The organism is Acetobacter sp. DmW_043, from assembly GCF_002153485.1.
Lineage (GTDB): Bacteria > Pseudomonadota > Alphaproteobacteria > Acetobacterales > Acetobacteraceae > Acetobacter > Acetobacter thailandicus.
Window position 1 is genome coordinate 152,239 of record NZ_JOMN01000013.1, and the last position, 13,777, is coordinate 166,015.

The 13,777-nt window shown below is 51.6% G+C and carries 15 protein-coding genes; 8 read left to right on the forward strand and 7 right to left on the reverse strand.

Features of this window, described 5'->3' with window-relative positions; all coding sequences use genetic code 11:
* Window positions 1-34: 34 nt before the first annotated feature.
* Complete coding sequence (locus HK11_RS04875) at window positions 35-1,105, reverse strand: lipid A deacylase LpxR family protein (RefSeq protein ID WP_086554209.1); 1,071 nt, start codon at window positions 1,103-1,105, stop codon at window positions 35-37.
* A gap of 66 nt (window positions 1,106-1,171) precedes the next feature.
* Between HK11_RS04875 and HK11_RS04880 the strand changes: the two genes are divergently transcribed.
* Together HK11_RS04880 and HK11_RS12710 are read left to right on the forward strand one after the other, a co-directional pair.
* Window positions 1,172-1,498: a hypothetical protein gene (locus tag HK11_RS04880; protein WP_086554210.1), complete on the forward strand. Its 327-nt coding sequence runs from the start codon at window positions 1,172-1,174 to the stop codon at window positions 1,496-1,498.
* On the forward strand, window positions 1,495-2,205 hold the full coding sequence (locus tag HK11_RS12710) for a cold-shock protein (RefSeq protein ID WP_086554211.1): 711 nt from the start codon (window positions 1,495-1,497) through the stop codon (window positions 2,203-2,205). Before HK11_RS04880 ends, HK11_RS12710 begins: the two co-directional genes overlap by 4 nt.
* 97 nt (window positions 2,206-2,302) lie before the next feature.
* On the opposite strand, the gene smpB is transcribed toward HK11_RS12710, so the two are convergent.
* Genes smpB through HK11_RS04905 form a run of 4 tightly spaced genes read right to left on the reverse strand, consistent with a single transcriptional unit; the run spans window position 2,303 to window position 5,330 of the window.
* Window positions 2,303-2,800, reverse strand: a complete 498-nt coding sequence (smpB, locus tag HK11_RS04890) for an SsrA-binding protein SmpB (protein WP_086554212.1) — start codon at window positions 2,798-2,800, stop codon at window positions 2,303-2,305.
* Entirely contained in the window at window positions 2,800-3,690 is an 891-nt protein-coding gene (gene dapA / locus HK11_RS04895) for a 4-hydroxy-tetrahydrodipicolinate synthase (RefSeq protein ID WP_086554213.1), read from the reverse strand. The genes smpB and dapA overlap by 1 nt, the downstream gene beginning before the upstream one ends.
* Window positions 3,691-3,696: 6 nt before the next feature.
* On the reverse strand, window positions 3,697-4,590 hold the full coding sequence (locus tag HK11_RS04900; RefSeq protein WP_086554214.1) for a prephenate dehydratase: 894 nt from the start codon (window positions 4,588-4,590) through the stop codon (window positions 3,697-3,699).
* The gene (locus HK11_RS04905) at window positions 4,587-5,330 is read right to left on the reverse strand and encodes a 3-deoxy-manno-octulosonate cytidylyltransferase (protein WP_086554215.1); all 744 of its coding nucleotides are present in this window, start codon (window positions 5,328-5,330) and stop codon (window positions 4,587-4,589) included. The genes HK11_RS04900 and HK11_RS04905 overlap by 4 nt, the downstream gene beginning before the upstream one ends.
* A 157-nt stretch (window positions 5,331-5,487) precedes the next feature.
* On the opposite strand from HK11_RS04905, the gene HK11_RS04910 reads away from it, so the two are divergent.
* The 4 genes from HK11_RS04910 (at window position 5,488) to HK11_RS04925 (ending at window position 9,658) form a co-directional block, all read left to right on the forward strand.
* The gene (locus HK11_RS04910) at window positions 5,488-6,000 is read left to right on the forward strand and encodes a cytochrome c family protein (RefSeq protein WP_086554242.1); all 513 of its coding nucleotides are present in this window, start codon (window positions 5,488-5,490) and stop codon (window positions 5,998-6,000) included.
* A gap of 10 nt (window positions 6,001-6,010) precedes the next feature.
* On the forward strand, window positions 6,011-6,811 hold the full coding sequence (locus HK11_RS04915) for an inositol monophosphatase family protein (RefSeq protein ID WP_086554216.1): 801 nt from the start codon (window positions 6,011-6,013) through the stop codon (window positions 6,809-6,811).
* Between the two features lie 75 nt (window positions 6,812-6,886).
* Entirely contained in the window at window positions 6,887-8,140 is a 1,254-nt protein-coding gene (gene serA / locus HK11_RS04920; RefSeq protein WP_086554217.1) for a phosphoglycerate dehydrogenase, read from the forward strand.
* Window positions 8,141-8,161: 21 nt separating this feature from the next.
* The gene (locus tag HK11_RS04925; RefSeq protein ID WP_086554218.1) at window positions 8,162-9,658 is read left to right on the forward strand and encodes a YifB family Mg chelatase-like AAA ATPase; all 1,497 of its coding nucleotides are present in this window, start codon (window positions 8,162-8,164) and stop codon (window positions 9,656-9,658) included.
* Between the two features lie 9 nt (window positions 9,659-9,667).
* Here HK11_RS04925 and metC read toward each other — a convergent pair whose 3' ends face one another.
* Together metC and HK11_RS04935 are read right to left on the reverse strand one after the other, a co-directional pair.
* Window positions 9,668-10,879, reverse strand: a complete 1,212-nt coding sequence (gene metC / locus HK11_RS04930) for a cystathionine beta-lyase (protein WP_086554219.1) — start codon at window positions 10,877-10,879, stop codon at window positions 9,668-9,670.
* 4 nt (window positions 10,880-10,883) lie between these two features.
* The gene (locus tag HK11_RS04935; protein ID WP_233133319.1) at window positions 10,884-11,732 is read right to left on the reverse strand and encodes a sulfurtransferase; all 849 of its coding nucleotides are present in this window, start codon (window positions 11,730-11,732) and stop codon (window positions 10,884-10,886) included.
* A gap of 206 nt (window positions 11,733-11,938) precedes the next feature.
* On the opposite strand from HK11_RS04935, the gene HK11_RS04940 reads away from it, so the two are divergent.
* Entirely contained in the window at window positions 11,939-13,030 is a 1,092-nt protein-coding gene (locus tag HK11_RS04940; protein WP_086554220.1) for an AI-2E family transporter, read from the forward strand.
* Window positions 13,031-13,065: 35 nt separating this feature from the next.
* Window positions 13,066-13,713, forward strand: coding sequence for an endonuclease/exonuclease/phosphatase family protein (locus HK11_RS04945; RefSeq protein WP_086554244.1), 648 nt, complete (start codon window positions 13,066-13,068; stop codon window positions 13,711-13,713).
* Window positions 13,714-13,777 lie beyond the last annotated feature (64 nt).

Below are 13,777 nucleotides of genomic sequence, written 5' to 3' on the forward strand. Positions count from 1 at the left end.
AATTAATCGATAGTTTATTTTTTAGGCTTTCGTGTTAAAATTTCGCAGAGATCATGACAGAGCCGTAGTTAAACAGGCCTGAGCGCGCTCCTTTAAACTGCTGAGTCTGCCATACCTGGCTGTAAGAAACACGAAGGCCGTAAAACATAACGGCCAGACCGGCGTGAATTTCACCAACATCCCACCGTTTATCAACGTGCAGAGAGTTGCTGCGCATTGTGTTGCCCTGAAGGCTGGCATCATAGGCAACAGCCTGCCCTGTTACGCCGCCAAAGACGTACCATGCAAAGGGACGCGTTGCTTTATAGGCATCTGTTCCGTCTGTACCTGATGCAGTGATAGTGGGAACACCAAAGTCACTGTTTAGCCCCTGACCGATGCGAATCATGTCGCCGATTTTGCCATAAATCTGAAAATCACCGGCTGCGGCCGCAACTGATGGCAGGGTATCCATCTCAATGCCGTAGACTTTGACAATTGGCAGGCGCCAGACCCGACCAGCCTGAACCTGGAAGATGATCTGATTCTGCAGCTGATGACTCCAGCCTTTGTTGGTTGTGTCGCCAATCATGTTGTGAAAGCCGTTCTGAACCTGTCTGGCCAGAGAGGCTGGTCCCATAACGCCGGCCTGAATACCAAAAACGCTGCGGGATAAATCGGTGTCGTTGATGAGATTGATTGTTCCCAGCAAGACGCCGCTGTAGGGGCGTGTGCGTAACAGACTGTTATGTGGCTGCCCGGGTGCCCAGGGGCTGCGAACCTGTGTGTCACTTGGGGTGAAGATCAGCTGCTGTATACCCATGCTGATTCGCTGCACACCTTCACCCAGAATGGCTTTGTTGATTTTCGCAATAGGAGCGGGAAGCGTATCTGTGCCCGATGTCCAGTTTATGCGCAGGCCACTGGTATAATACTGATCGGATGTACCTTTCAGAGTTGAGACCGCATCGTTCTCACCCTGGACAGTCCATGTCCCTGTTTTGTCCTGTAAAGGTGTGGCATGCGCGCTTTTCGCAGCACTGACGCTTATAAAGAGGCACCCTGTCAGCAGGAGAGTCTTTGTGGCTTTATGCCGGAGCGCAGAAGGGGCGGCGATGGCGGGCATTATCACTCTCTTTGATTTTTAATACAGCAGGATATCAGCAAGGACTCCTTATTAATTGAAAATTATGTGCCAGGTAAAGCTGCTATTTGCCTTACTGATGCGCATACTCCGCAGCTGGCCGCTAAGTTTTTAAGGTTTTTTTCACGTTTTTGTGAGTATCTTTACAAAGATGATGCAAATCTTTTGGTTTTCGTGCTTTCCTGTAGCGGCGTTGCGGTTAGTTATGCTAGCGTTGACGCGAGGAAGTTATTCCAAAGGGTGTATGTCGTGCAGTTCATGGTCAGTTTTATAAAAATGATGCCGGAACCTGCACTGCCGTTTGGCAAGCTTTCCGTTTTTCAATATCTGGAGAAGGTAAAACCTGTCTCCATGTTCCAGGATCAAGACCGTTGAGAAGTAACAGGACCGACCGCAGCTCTCGTTCTCCGCGCCGCGGCGGATTTGACGATGATTTTATGTCTGCACCGCCAGCATCATATGGCGAGCGCCCTTCCTTTGGTGACCGTGGGGGCTTCGCTCCCCGCAGACCAGCTGGTGGTGGTGGCCCGCAGGTTATTGCCTCTGGCGCAGAGATTGGCGCTATAGTCAAATGGTTTAACAATGAAAAAGGCTACGGCTTTGTTGAGCTGTCTGACGGTTCAGGCGATGTGTTCCTGCATGCCAATGCCCTTTCTCAGATCGGCCATGACGGTGTAAATCCAGGTGCAACTCTGGTTGTGCGTATTGGTCAGGGCCCTAAAGGTCGTCAGGTTGCAGAGGTTATCTCTGTTGACGAAAGCACAGCGACAGCACAGGAAGCGTCAGATCGTCCACGCGGCGGTTTTAACGCAGGTGGTGGTAACCGCGGTGGTTTTGCCCGTGCGCCTCGCCCGGCTCCGGATATGTCGCATGCAGAAGAAGTGCGCGGTACTGTTAAATGGTACAACTCCACAAAAGGTTTTGGCTTTATTACACCTGATGGCGGTGGCAAGGACATTTTTGTTCACGCTTCAGCCCTTGAGCGTTCAGGTCTGACCAGCCTTAATGAAGGACAGTCAACCCACGTTAAAGTTGTTCAGGGTCAGAAAGGCCCGGAAGCAGCTCAGGTTGACCCTGCCTGATTTTTCTGAGTAATCAGAATGAAAAGCCCCGCTTTATGCGGGGTTTTTTATTGGTCAGATTTTATAAAAAATGACTGAGCCCAGGAGAGAGAATTCCTCAGTAGTCTCCCCTGCCCTTGTCACGTAAAACCCGAGCCTTATTTCGTTGCCAGTCACGCTCAGCAATAGCATGTCGCTTATCGACATTTCTCTTGCCTTCACCAAGGCCAAGAGTGACTTTGGCAACACCTCTTTGATTGAAATGAATATCCAGCGGCACCAGAGTGGCGCCCTCTTTGGCAACCGCGCCAAGGTATTTTTGTACCTGCTTGCGGTGCAGCAGCAGCTTGCGAGGGGCCTTCGTATCAAAACGCGAGAGTACTCCCCCCTGATACTCCGGGATATAGCTGTTAAAAAGCCACAGCTCACCGTCACGCTCGCCTGCATAGGCCTCTGTAATTGTTGCGCGCCCAAGGCGTAAACTTTTTACTTCAGCGCCTTTAAGTACCAGGCCAGCTTCAACTGTCTCTTTAATGGCATAGTTGAAGCGCCCTTTACGATTCTGCGCGGCGATGCCGTGTGAGATCATCGCGCTTTTACGAGGTTTCTGGGCCATTAGCTGAGTAATCCGGTATCCATAAGTGCTTGTTTGACCTTTTGACGTGAGGTTTCTGTCAGGGGGGCAAGCGGCAGACGAGTCGTTTCGCCGGCCAGTCCGAGAAGGCTGGCAGCGTATTTTACAGGCGCGGGATTGCTTTCACAGAACAGTGCATCATGAAGTGGTAGCAGCTTATCCTGTAAGGCAATGGCTTCATCTGTTTTATTATGTTGCCATGCTTTTTGCACCGCAGCGCATAAAGCAGGAGCAATATTGGATGTCACGCTGATGCAGCCATCCCCGCCGGCAGCAAGGAAGGCAACTGCTGTGCCATCTTCACCTGAGAGCTGGTTAAAGGGCTTGTCGATGGCACGGCGGAGCTGAAGGGGGCGCAGAAGGTTAGCTGTTGCGTCCTTTACCCCGGTGATATTGCCATGTTTCGCCAGGCGGGCAAACGTCTCAACGCTGATTTCAACGACAGAACGACCAGGAATGTTATAGAGGATAACAGGAATGGAAATGGCGTCAGCAATTGCTGTGAAATGCCGGTAAAGACCTTCCTGCGTAGGTTTGTTATAGTAAGGCGTAACAACAAGAGCAGCAGAAGCCCCGGCTTTCTCTGCATGTCTGGCCAGGTCAATAGCTTCAGCTGTGCTGTTCGAGCCTGCTCCGGCAATAACGGGTACCCGTCCGCCTGCAATTTTGATGGTTCGCTCCACCACAGCATGGTGTTCGTCATGCGAAAGTGTAGGGCTTTCACCGGTTGTGCCCATAGCACATAACGCCGAGGTGCCTTCTTTGACCTGCCAGTCCACCAGCTTTTCCAGAGAAGGAAAATCAAGGCTTCCGTCTTGATTCATGGGAGTAATAAGGGCCGTAACTGAGCCGGTAAAGCGTGTATGAGACATAATCTGTCAGCTGTCCTGGGCGGTGGTGGTGGTGCGTGTCGTACCAGAAGTGATATCGGTAATTTCCCGGCGGAAGGGCGACTGGGCATAGACACCCAGGATATTTGACTCGCGGGAGAAAAATTCAAGCTCGGCAATAGCCTTTGAAAGTGAGGGACTTTCAGGATGCCCCTCTACATCCATCAGAAAGCGCGTCGCAGCAAAATCCCCTGGCGACATGTAGCTTTCAAGGCGGGTCATATTAATGTTGTTGGTCGCAAAGCCTCCCAGCACTTTATAGAGTGCGCCGGGAATATTTCTGACGTTAAAAATAAGCGTAGTCATAATATTTATACCGTCAGCTGCTGGCCGGGCTGCTGTTTCCGAGACGATATAGAATCGTGTTGTGTTGTGTCGGGCATCTTCAACATTATGCTTCAGAATAGTCAGCCCGTTGAGTGTGCCTGCCAGCTCTGACGCTACGGCAGCCTCCTCCGGGTTGTTCCATGCAGCAACCATTTCTGCAGCGCCGGCAGTGTCAAATTCCACAACCGGCGTGAGGTTATAGTCGTGCAGCAGTCCCATGATCTGCCCCATAGCGACAGAATGCGTGTGAACTCTCTTGATATCTTCTATCTTTGTGCCTGGAACAGCGAGTAAGCAGTGCTCAACACGCTGAAAATGCTCGCCAATAATTGAAAGGCCGGCATTAGGCAGCAACGTATGAATGTCAGGAACCCGGCCTGCCAGGCTATTTTCGCATGCCAGCATAGCCTGCTCTGCCCGCCCCTGGTGCACGGCGTCAATGGCTTCAGCAAAGGTTTTGCATGGCAGAGTAATCCATCCCGGCCGGGCTGCGCGGCAGGCCAGATCGGAATAAGCGCCAGGACGCCCCTGAAAAGCTATCGTATTTTTTGTCATGCTATGCCGTTACCCAGTTCTTTGCGGGCGCGCTCAAGGTCTTCGAGGGTATCTACACCAAAGGGAGCATGAGAGATATGCCCGCAGCCAATGCATAACCCGGCTTCAAGGGCGCGAAGCTGTTCGAGTTTTTCACGTTTTTCCAGGCCGGATTCGGGCAGGCTGATAAAATGCCTCAGTGCCTCTCTGCGCCATCCGTACACGCCGACATGATGCCAGAATACACCTTCGCCCCACGGAATAACATTGCGGGAGAAATAAAGAGCGAGTGCGCTGGTGGCATTTTCGCGAAAGTTACAGGCCACTTTAACGACAGAGAAAGCTGTTTTTTCTTCATCTGAAGTAATGGGAGCGACAAGTGTACCAATATCATAAGCCGGGTTGTCCATGACCCGGGCCAGGGTGTGCAGGTGCTCAGGGGCAAATGTTGGCAGATCCCCCTGCAGATTAATAATCAGGTCATGGTTGCCGGCAGGGTCCACCAGCTGGGCTGCATGCCAGGCTCTGTCTGAGCCCGATGGCAGTTCAGGAGGAGTCAGGCACGCCTGACCACCGGCGTTGATGACGACATCACAGATTTCCTGGTCAGCTGCGGCAACAATGACGGGACCGATTCCTGCCGCCTGTGCGGCTTCCATGACATGCAAAACCATCGGCTTCCCGGCAATATCAGCCAGTGGTTTGCCCGGTAAGCGCGTAGAGGCAAGCCTCGCAGGAATGATGACAAGAGGTGATGTCATCGGCTTGCTCGATATTCAGCCACAGATTATAGCCTTGAATTAAGCAGTGAATACTGGACCCGCAGCAGGATGCGGAGCGGACGCCTCAGAATGAAGCGGTTTGCAGTCTAGAAAAGGTGCGCATGAAACGCAACCAGAGGCGTGGGTTGAGCAGAAGATGAAGAGTATATTTCTTAACAGGCTGGGTGCCGCAGTTGTGCTTAGTCTGGGTATGGCAGGAGTTTCCTGGGCTGCGGGTAGTGCCGTGGTGCCCGATACGGCCCCTGCTCATCCGGCTTTTTCTGTTCCTGGAGTGGAAAAAGCCTCCGCAGAGGTCGCGCTGAAAAAAGGCAATGCTGAACGTGGTGCCGTTCTGGCTCAGCAGTTTTGTGGCATCTGCCATCAGTTTAAAGCGGGACAGGAAAGTGTAGGCCCCGACCTCGCCGGCATAGCAGGACGAAAAATTGCGTCTGTGACGGTTTATTCATACTCCCCTGCTCTGGTGGCTCTGAATACTCAGTCATGGACAGATCAGAAATTATCAGACTGGCTGACATCACCCATGCATTTTGCCCCCGGTACGCGCATGTCATTTCCCGGCCTGCCTTCAGCCGATCAGCGCGCTGACCTGATCGCATTCCTTCATACTCTTGGTCATGCTGATGAAAAAGCATCACCGCCAGCGCAGTAAAGACTGAGCCATGAAGCCTGATACCTGCGATTTTTTTCGTGATATTGCTGTAATGATGGCTGATGCGGCCCGCACAGTCATTCGTCCCTGGTTCAGGGCACCTTTTGACGTTGTAAGTAAGGCTGATAAAAGCCCGGTTACTGTGGCTGACCGCACTGCAGAACGGGTTATGAGGGCAATACTGGCGGAGCTTTTGCCAGAACATGGCGTGTTTGGTGAAGAGTTCGGTCTTGAGAATGAGAAGGCACGCTATCGCTGGCTGCTCGACCCGGTTGATGGCACACGGTCCTTTGTGACAGGCCGGCCTTTATTTGGCACACTGATCGCGCTGCTGGAGGATGGAGAGCCGGTTATTGGTCTTATCGATCAGGCTGTCACCCAGGAGCGCTGGCTGGGTGTAAAAGGCCAGAAAACACTCTTTACTTCCCCGCTGGGAGGGAATGCACAGACCCGCGCCTGTCATGAGCTGGCACAGGCTGAAATGTCATGTACCTCCCCCGAGATGCTTGAAATGGCACCCCATGAAGGCTGGAAAGTGCTTAAGCAGAATACTGCTCGTATGACGTGGGGGGGAGACTGCTATGCATATGGCCTCCTTGCGCTGGGGCAGATCGACCTCATTACTGAATGTGATATGAACCCATGGGACTGGGCTGCACTTGTGCCTGTTATCGAGGGGGCCGGTGGTAAAATTACAGCCTGGGACGGGAGCAGCCTGAGAGCAGATGGTGACAGGACTGTACTGGCAGCCGGTAACGCCGTGCTGCATGAAAAAGCAGTCAGAATGTTACGGTCTTCTCAGGATATCTGACAGGGCAGAGCCTGGAATTTTTCTTCGTTATGCGATATGTGATCGCGTTGCCACAACAGGGATGGTCATTCCGACATGAATACACACTTATCTCTCTCTAAGGATAAGATTCGCATTCTTCTGCTTGAAGGCGTGCATGACAGTGCCGTCGCGCTGCTTAAAGCCAGCGGGTACGAGAATGTTGTCCGTCATAAGGGAGCCCTGGAGGGGGAGGCCCTTACAAAAGCACTTGAAGGTGTGCATATTGTCGGGATCCGTTCCCGCACACAGCTGACAAAAGAGGTCATAGAAAAAGCAGATCGCCTTATTGCTATCGGCTGTTTCTGCATTGGTACCAATCAGGTTGACCTTGAAGCCGCCCGGATGAACGGTATTCCGGTTTTTAACGCGCCATATAGTAACACACGCTCTGTCGCCGAACTGGTGATGGGTGAAATCGTTATGCTGATGCGCCGTATTTTCCCCCGTTCAGTCGGCTGCCATAACGGTGACTGGAATAAATCAGCGACTGACAGCTGGGAAGTGCGCGGTAAAACTCTGGGTATTGTTGGCTATGGCTCTATTGGCTCACAGCTTTCTGTGCTCGCTGAAGCCTTTGGCATGCGCGTTATTTATTTTGACGTGACAGACAAGCTGGGGCATGGCAACGCGGGAGCCGTTGATACGCTGGAAGAACTGCTGGCAGAAAGTGATGTGGTCAGCCTGCATGTGCCGCAGTTGCCATCTACAAAAAATCTGATGGGTGCCAGCCAGATTAAGGCTATGAAAAAAGGCTCCTTTCTCATCAATAATGCACGTGGCAATGTTGTTGATCTGGATGCTCTTGCTGAGGCTCTCAAAAGCCGCCACCTGCTCGGTGCTGCAATTGACGTGTTCCCTAAAGAGCCTAAAGGCCCGGCTGAAAAATTTGAATCTCCGCTGCTCGGCCTGGAGAATGTCATTCTGACACCGCATATCGGTGGTTCTACCGCTGAAGCGCAGGAGCGTATCGGGGTTGAAGTAGCCCGTAAGCTTGTTGAGTATTCTGATGTTGGCTCGACTTTTGGTGCTGTGAACTTCCCGGGTGTTCAGTTGCCTGAAAGCCCCGGAGGTACGCGCTTTATGCATGTGCACCATAATGTGCCCGGCATGATGATGCGCCTCAATGAAATTTTCCTTCAGGAAAAAAGTAACGTAACCGCACAGTTTCTTCAGACCGATGGTGAAATTGGTTATGTTGTCATTGAAGCTGACACCCAGCGTAACACAGAGCTTGATGACCGTATTCTTGCCGCTCTGCGCTCTCTTGAGGGTACAATCCGCGCAAGATTGATCTATAAAGGTCATTAATTTTATGTAATAAATGCGGATATGATTAATGCTCGTATCCGCAGTTTTTCTTTTTCAGGTATCGAGGCAAGGCCTGTCTGGGTTGAAGTCCAGATCTCGACAGGTCTGCCTTCGTTTCAGATTGTTGGCCTGCCGAATAAAACCGTTGGTGAAGCGCGTGAGCGGGTCAGAGCCTCCTTTGCTTCCGTCGGGTTATCTCTCCCCCCTAAGCGTATCGTTGTTAATCTGGTGCCGGCGGACCTTCTTAAAGAGGGCTCACATTTCGATCTGCCTATAGCACTCGCTCTTCTTGTCGCTATGGGTATTATCCCCCCAGAACAAATAACTGAGTTCGCAGCGTTAGGAGAGTTGTCGTTAAACAGCTCTTTGCATCCTGTCGCGGGTGTTTTATCAGCTGCGATTGAGGCGGCTTCAATGACGCTGGGTCTTATTTGTCCGCATGCGCAGGGAGAAGAAGCTCTGTGTGGGGGCAATATTCCGGTTCTGGCAGCGACTAATCTGCTTGAGCTGGTTAATCACTTCAATGGTGCGCAGGTCTTGCCGCAGCCGGTTTTTTCTTCCCCCGAAACAGAGGCACACTCAGAGAAGCTCCCTGACTTATCAGACGTCAGAGGGATGGAGACAGGCAGGCGCGCGCTCGAAATAGCTGCTGCAGGCGGGCACTCTCTTTTATTTTCAGGTCCTCCTGGTGCAGGAAAGTCAATGCTTGCAGCCTGCCTGCCCTCTCTTTTGCCAGATTTAACAGCGCAGGAAAGTCTTGAGGTTTCACGTATTTATAGCGCTGCCGGGTTGTTGCAGGGCGGGCGACCTCTCAGGCGCCCCCCTGTACGTGACCCTCATCATTCCGCCAGTCAGGCCGCTTTAACTGGCGGAGGCATGAAAGCCGCTCCCGGAGAGATTAGCCTGGCGCATCATGGTGTGTTGTTTCTGGATGAGCTGCCTGAATTTTCAAGGACCGTGCTTGAGGCTTTACGTCAGCCGCTTGAAACAGGTCGTATCAGTATTGCCAGAGCAACGGCTCATGTGACCTACCCTGCCCGTTTTCAGCTGGTTGCAGCGATGAATCCCTGCCGGTGTGGCTATATGGGTGATGCAGAAAAAGAGTGCAGAAAAGCCCCGCGTTGTGCGGAGGATTATATGGCCCGGCTGTCGGGGCCGCTGCTGGACAGAATAGATTTGTTCGTAGCGTTTAATCCGTTCACACCGCTTGATTATATGGCCCGGCCAGCAGGTGAAAGCAGCGCTGCTGTGGCTCAGCGTGTGCTTGCTGCTCGTAAGCGGCAGCAGGTCAGGCAGGACGATGTGAAAAATGCTGAGGCAAAGCCAGAAAACATGAGCATGTCAGCCGATGCTGAAGCTACGGCACAGAAAATAGCGGCCCGTTTTCATTTTTCAGCACGTGGTTACACACGTATGATACGCATTGCACGGACAATAGCTGATCTCGCCTGCGCAGAAAATATAGGGCCCCCGCATATTGCGGAGGCCGCGATCTATCGTTCGAGGTCAGGAAGTTAATTGACCATTTTATGATTTTAAAAGCACAAAAGCCTGTGAGAGATCAGCTTTAAGGTCTTCGATATTTTCCAGACCGATCTGTAGCCTGAAGGACGGCCCGGCACCATCTGTCGGGGCCTCATAATTGCGGGTAATCATACCGCCTGATGTTGGCAGAACCAGGCTTTCATATCCGCCCCATGATGCGCCAATACCGAAAAGCTGCAGGTTATTGATGAATCGCTCCATAGCGCTCTGCGCATAGTCCGCTTTCAGAATGACGCCAAATAAACTGCCCGCGCCTTTAAAGTCGCGCTTCCAGAATTCGTGCCCAGGGCAGCCAGGCAGCGCCGGATGAAGAACTTTTTTTACTTCAGGTCGGGTCGTTAACCATTGAGCAATAGCCAGAGCGGACTGAGACTGATGCGCAAGCCTGACACCCATTGTACGCAGGCCGCGTAATGTCAGCCAGCAGTCATCAGCACCGGCAAGCTGCCCAAGTTCAATGGCCGTATCGCGTAATATTTTCCAGTGCTCAGGGGTGTTAACGATAATGGCCCCGGCGATGACATCTGAGTGCCCTGAAGGGTATTTGGTCAGGGCCTGTACTGAGATATCAACACCATGCTCAAACGGTTTAAAAATGCCAAAGCCCCAGGTGTTGTCGAGTGTCAGAAGAGCATTGTTTTTATGTGCGAGTGCTGCAAGTGCAGGAATATCCTGCACTTCGAAGGTATGGCTGCCTGGGCTTTCCGTAAACAGCATACGTGTGTTGTCGCGAAAATACGCCTGGAGTTTTTCAGGTGAAAGAGATGGTGGGTAGAAGGTGGTTTCTACCCCAAAGCGTTTGAGTGTGTGGTTGGCAAAGCGTCTGGTCGGACCATAGACATTGTCGGGCAGCAGGCAGTGATCACCTGTTTTCAGAAAGGTCAGAAAAGGCATAGTGCAGGCCGCAAGGCCTGAGCTGACAGTCTGACAGTGGGTACCACCTTCTATCATCGCAAGAATTTTCTCAAGTTCATGCTGCGGAGGTGAGCCCATAGCACCATAAATATATTCATGCTCATACCGGAGCTTCCCCCTGGCGTTCATATCCTCCAGTGTCGGGAAGAGAACTGTTGAGCCTCGTGTCAGGGGGACGTTTACAGAAGTGCCCGCAGCATTTTGTTCCGGCCTGGCCTGATGTGTGAGCAGCGTTGCAAGAGCCTGCCAGCCGTTTTTGACGGAATGATCTGATGTCATGGTGCTATTTGTCTTTAGTTACAGGTGTATCAGTGCGCGCGCCCCATTCGGCCCACGAACCATCATAAAGTGCGCCCTGAGGCAGCCCGGCGTGAGCAAGAGCAACGCTTAGCACACTTGCTGTCATGCCGGAGCCACATGTTGTGATAGCAGGCGCACCGGAAGCAGAGACCCCGGCTTGACTAAAAATATCACATAGTTTTTCGGTGCTGAGGAAGGTTTTGTCGGGGGTAAGAACATTCTGGTAAGGCAGGTTTACGGCTCCTGGCATATGGCCTGAAGCAACTCCGGCTCTGGGTTCCGGCACGCGGCCATAAAATCTGTCCGCTGAGCGGGCATCCAGAACCGGGTTCGAGCCATAACGAACGCAATCCAGCATATCCCCCAGCCCTTTAATGCGACTGTAGTGGGTCTTACTGTGATAAACGGCGGCAGCTTTAGCCGGAGAGATGCCTTGCTCTGTCGGTAAATCATGGTTCACCCAGGCCGGTAATCCGCCATCAAGAACGTAAACTTTGTCATGGCCAAATAATCTGCACAGCCACCAGCCCCGACAGGATGAAGCAACATTGCCCTGGTCATAAAAAACTACCGTATCAGCGTGAGATATACCCAGAGCGCCAAAGTGCTGTTCAAAATGTGCAGCTCCCGGCGCTGTGTGCGGCTGTGTACTTTCCGGGTCTGAGAACAGGTCGATATCAAAATATGCACTGCCGGGGATATGATTGCCGGTAAATGCCTCCCGGGGGTTGAAGTTCTGCCCGGGAAGCAGTGCCGTGGCATCAAGAATATGTATCTTAGGGTCGCTGATATGCTTTTGCAGGGCAGTCACAGAAATAAGAGGTGACATCATGTTACCAACTTTGAAACAGCACCCTGAAGGCGGCAGGGCAGGAAAAAATAATATTTCTCCGATGTTACCGAAGATTTATTTCTCTGCAATCACTTTTCATAACCTCAGGGTATATAAAACAGGCATATAAAGGTGCCGGCTTGCATGTCGGCTCATTCTGGTCATGATCAGGGTGAGAGAAATAAATTGTACGGTTAGCTGAAACGATGACTGGTCCTTCCGGAATTACGACCGAGCGGATACTACAGACTCTTCTGGTTGGTGCTATTGCTTTTGGCTGCATTGTGGTTCTGACACCCTTGTCAGAATCGATTTTGTGGGCGGCAGTGATTACCTATACAACATGGCCTGTTTTTCGGTTTTTAAGGCGACGGATGAAACCCGTGCCAGCCAGCCTGGGCATGGTTGCTTTGTGTAGTGTGTGCGTCGTTATGCCACTGGCATTTCTGGCTTCGACTATTATAGCAGTCAGCCCGCGCTGGGCTGAAAAGCTGATGGATATTTTTAGTGTGCAGCATACCCTGCCCCCGTTACCGGGCTGGCTGACACAACTGCCCATGGTGGGGCATGAGCTAAGCAAAAAATGGATCAGGCTGGAGTATGCCATTAACCATCTCAGGCCAGAGATAGGCCCTTATGCTGATAAAATGGTTGAAGCGTCATTTGCCCTTTTTATGCAGCTTGCAAGTGGGGCTCTGCATCTGGTTATGGCGCTCTTTATTTCTTTTTTCTTCTGGCTGAGTGGCCTGTCGATGGTTGATGCCTTGCACACTATCGCAACCCGTATTGCCGGGCGTCATGGTGAAAGACATCTGCATCTGATAGGTGGTACGGTACGTGGCACCGTGTATGGAATTTTAGGTACAGCAATTATTCAGGGCCTGCTGACAGGTATTGGCTTTCGCTGCGTTGCTCTTCCTGACCCGGTGATGTTTGGTGTTATTGCATTTTTTCTGGCTGTTCTTCCGATTGGTGCGCCTCTGTTGTGGGTTCCGGCAGGGATATGGCTGATGGCTGATCATCAGATAATAAAAAGTATTTTTTTACTTTTATTCGGCATTATATTTATTTCCGGAGCGGACCATATCATCAGACCGTTTTTTATTGCCCGTGGTGCAAAAATGCCTTACCTGCTTACAATAATGGGCGTCATTGGTGGCGTTGTGTCTTTTGGCGCATTAGGTGTGTTTATAGGACCTGTTTTGCTGGCTGTCGGGTATACGCTGACGATAGAATATGCAGGGCGTGGCCCCTCGTCTCTTATGTCTGAGAGTGATAGCAGGAGTGTGTCTTCATGATGCGCCGTCGTTTACGTTTAGAGCCGCTTACGCAGATGCTGCGCCCCAAACAAAGGCTGATACCTGAACATATTCATGTTGCTGGCAATGCGGTAAAAATTATCAGCTGGAATTTGCTGCGCCGTACAGGAGCTACGGTTCACGATGTAACCCAGCTGATTGAGGCAGAGCAGCCTGATATTCTTCTGATGCAGGAAGCAACTGAAGAAATTGATCTGTTACCTGAAATTATGGGCGGCTATTATGAGCGCGCTCCTTTGCCCGGGCGTATTCACGGAGTTGCCTGCTGGAGCCGCAGAGAGTTTCTCAGACAGCCACGAGCCTGTATTATTCCCTCAGGGGCTGTTGTTAAGCGTCATACCCTGATCATTGAATATCCCGGGTTTTCTCTTGCTAATGTACATTTGTCGCATGGGCAGGTTTTAAACAGGCGGCAGTTAAGGCGTATCGCGGCACTTATGCCTGCACCCTGTGCAATTCTGGGTGACTTTAACCTGATTGGCCCAACGATGGTTCCTGGCTTTCAGGACGCCGGGCCTAAAGCGCCAACACACAATATGGCCTCAGTTTTTCCCATTCGTATTGATCGCTGCCTGGTAAGCGGCATGCATTGTGTTGAATCGCAGGTGCTGCCTGTATTTGCTTCCGATCACAGGCCAATTGCTGTCAGGCTGGTTTATTAACCCTAGGCTCAGGACCTGTTAATTTATTGAACTGAGCGAGAGATTGTGATTCACAGGCTTACCG

Excerpts from the sequence above, each read along its gene's own strand:
- smpB (WP_086554212.1), bottom strand. The coding sequence starts at position 2,800 with ATGGCCCAGAAACCTCGTAAAAGCGCGATGATCTCACACGGCATCGCC.
- HK11_RS04940 (WP_086554220.1), top strand. The coding sequence starts at position 11,939 with ATGACTGGTCCTTCCGGAATTACGACCGAGCGGATACTACAGACTCTT.
- HK11_RS04925 (WP_086554218.1), top strand. The coding sequence starts at position 8,162 with ATGATTAATGCTCGTATCCGCAGTTTTTCTTTTTCAGGTATCGAGGCA.
- serA (WP_086554217.1), top strand. The coding sequence starts at position 6,887 with ATGAATACACACTTATCTCTCTCTAAGGATAAGATTCGCATTCTTCTG.
- HK11_RS04945 (WP_086554244.1), top strand. The coding sequence starts at position 13,066 with ATGCTGCGCCCCAAACAAAGGCTGATACCTGAACATATTCATGTTGCT.
- metC (WP_086554219.1), bottom strand. The coding sequence starts at position 10,879 with ATGACATCAGATCATTCCGTCAAAAACGGCTGGCAGGCTCTTGCAACG.
- dapA (WP_086554213.1), bottom strand. The coding sequence starts at position 3,690 with ATGTCTCATACACGCTTTACCGGCTCAGTTACGGCCCTTATTACTCCC.
- HK11_RS04910 (WP_086554242.1), top strand. The coding sequence starts at position 5,488 with ATGAAGAGTATATTTCTTAACAGGCTGGGTGCCGCAGTTGTGCTTAGT.
- HK11_RS04875 (WP_086554209.1), bottom strand. The coding sequence starts at position 1,105 with ATGCCCGCCATCGCCGCCCCTTCTGCGCTCCGGCATAAAGCCACAAAG.
- HK11_RS04905 (WP_086554215.1), bottom strand. The coding sequence starts at position 5,330 with ATGACATCACCTCTTGTCATCATTCCTGCGAGGCTTGCCTCTACGCGC.
- HK11_RS04915 (WP_086554216.1), top strand. The coding sequence starts at position 6,011 with ATGAAGCCTGATACCTGCGATTTTTTTCGTGATATTGCTGTAATGATG.
- HK11_RS04900 (WP_086554214.1), bottom strand. The coding sequence starts at position 4,590 with ATGACAAAAAATACGATAGCTTTTCAGGGGCGTCCTGGCGCTTATTCC.
- HK11_RS04935 (WP_233133319.1), bottom strand. The coding sequence starts at position 11,732 with ATGATGTCACCTCTTATTTCTGTGACTGCCCTGCAAAAGCATATCAGC.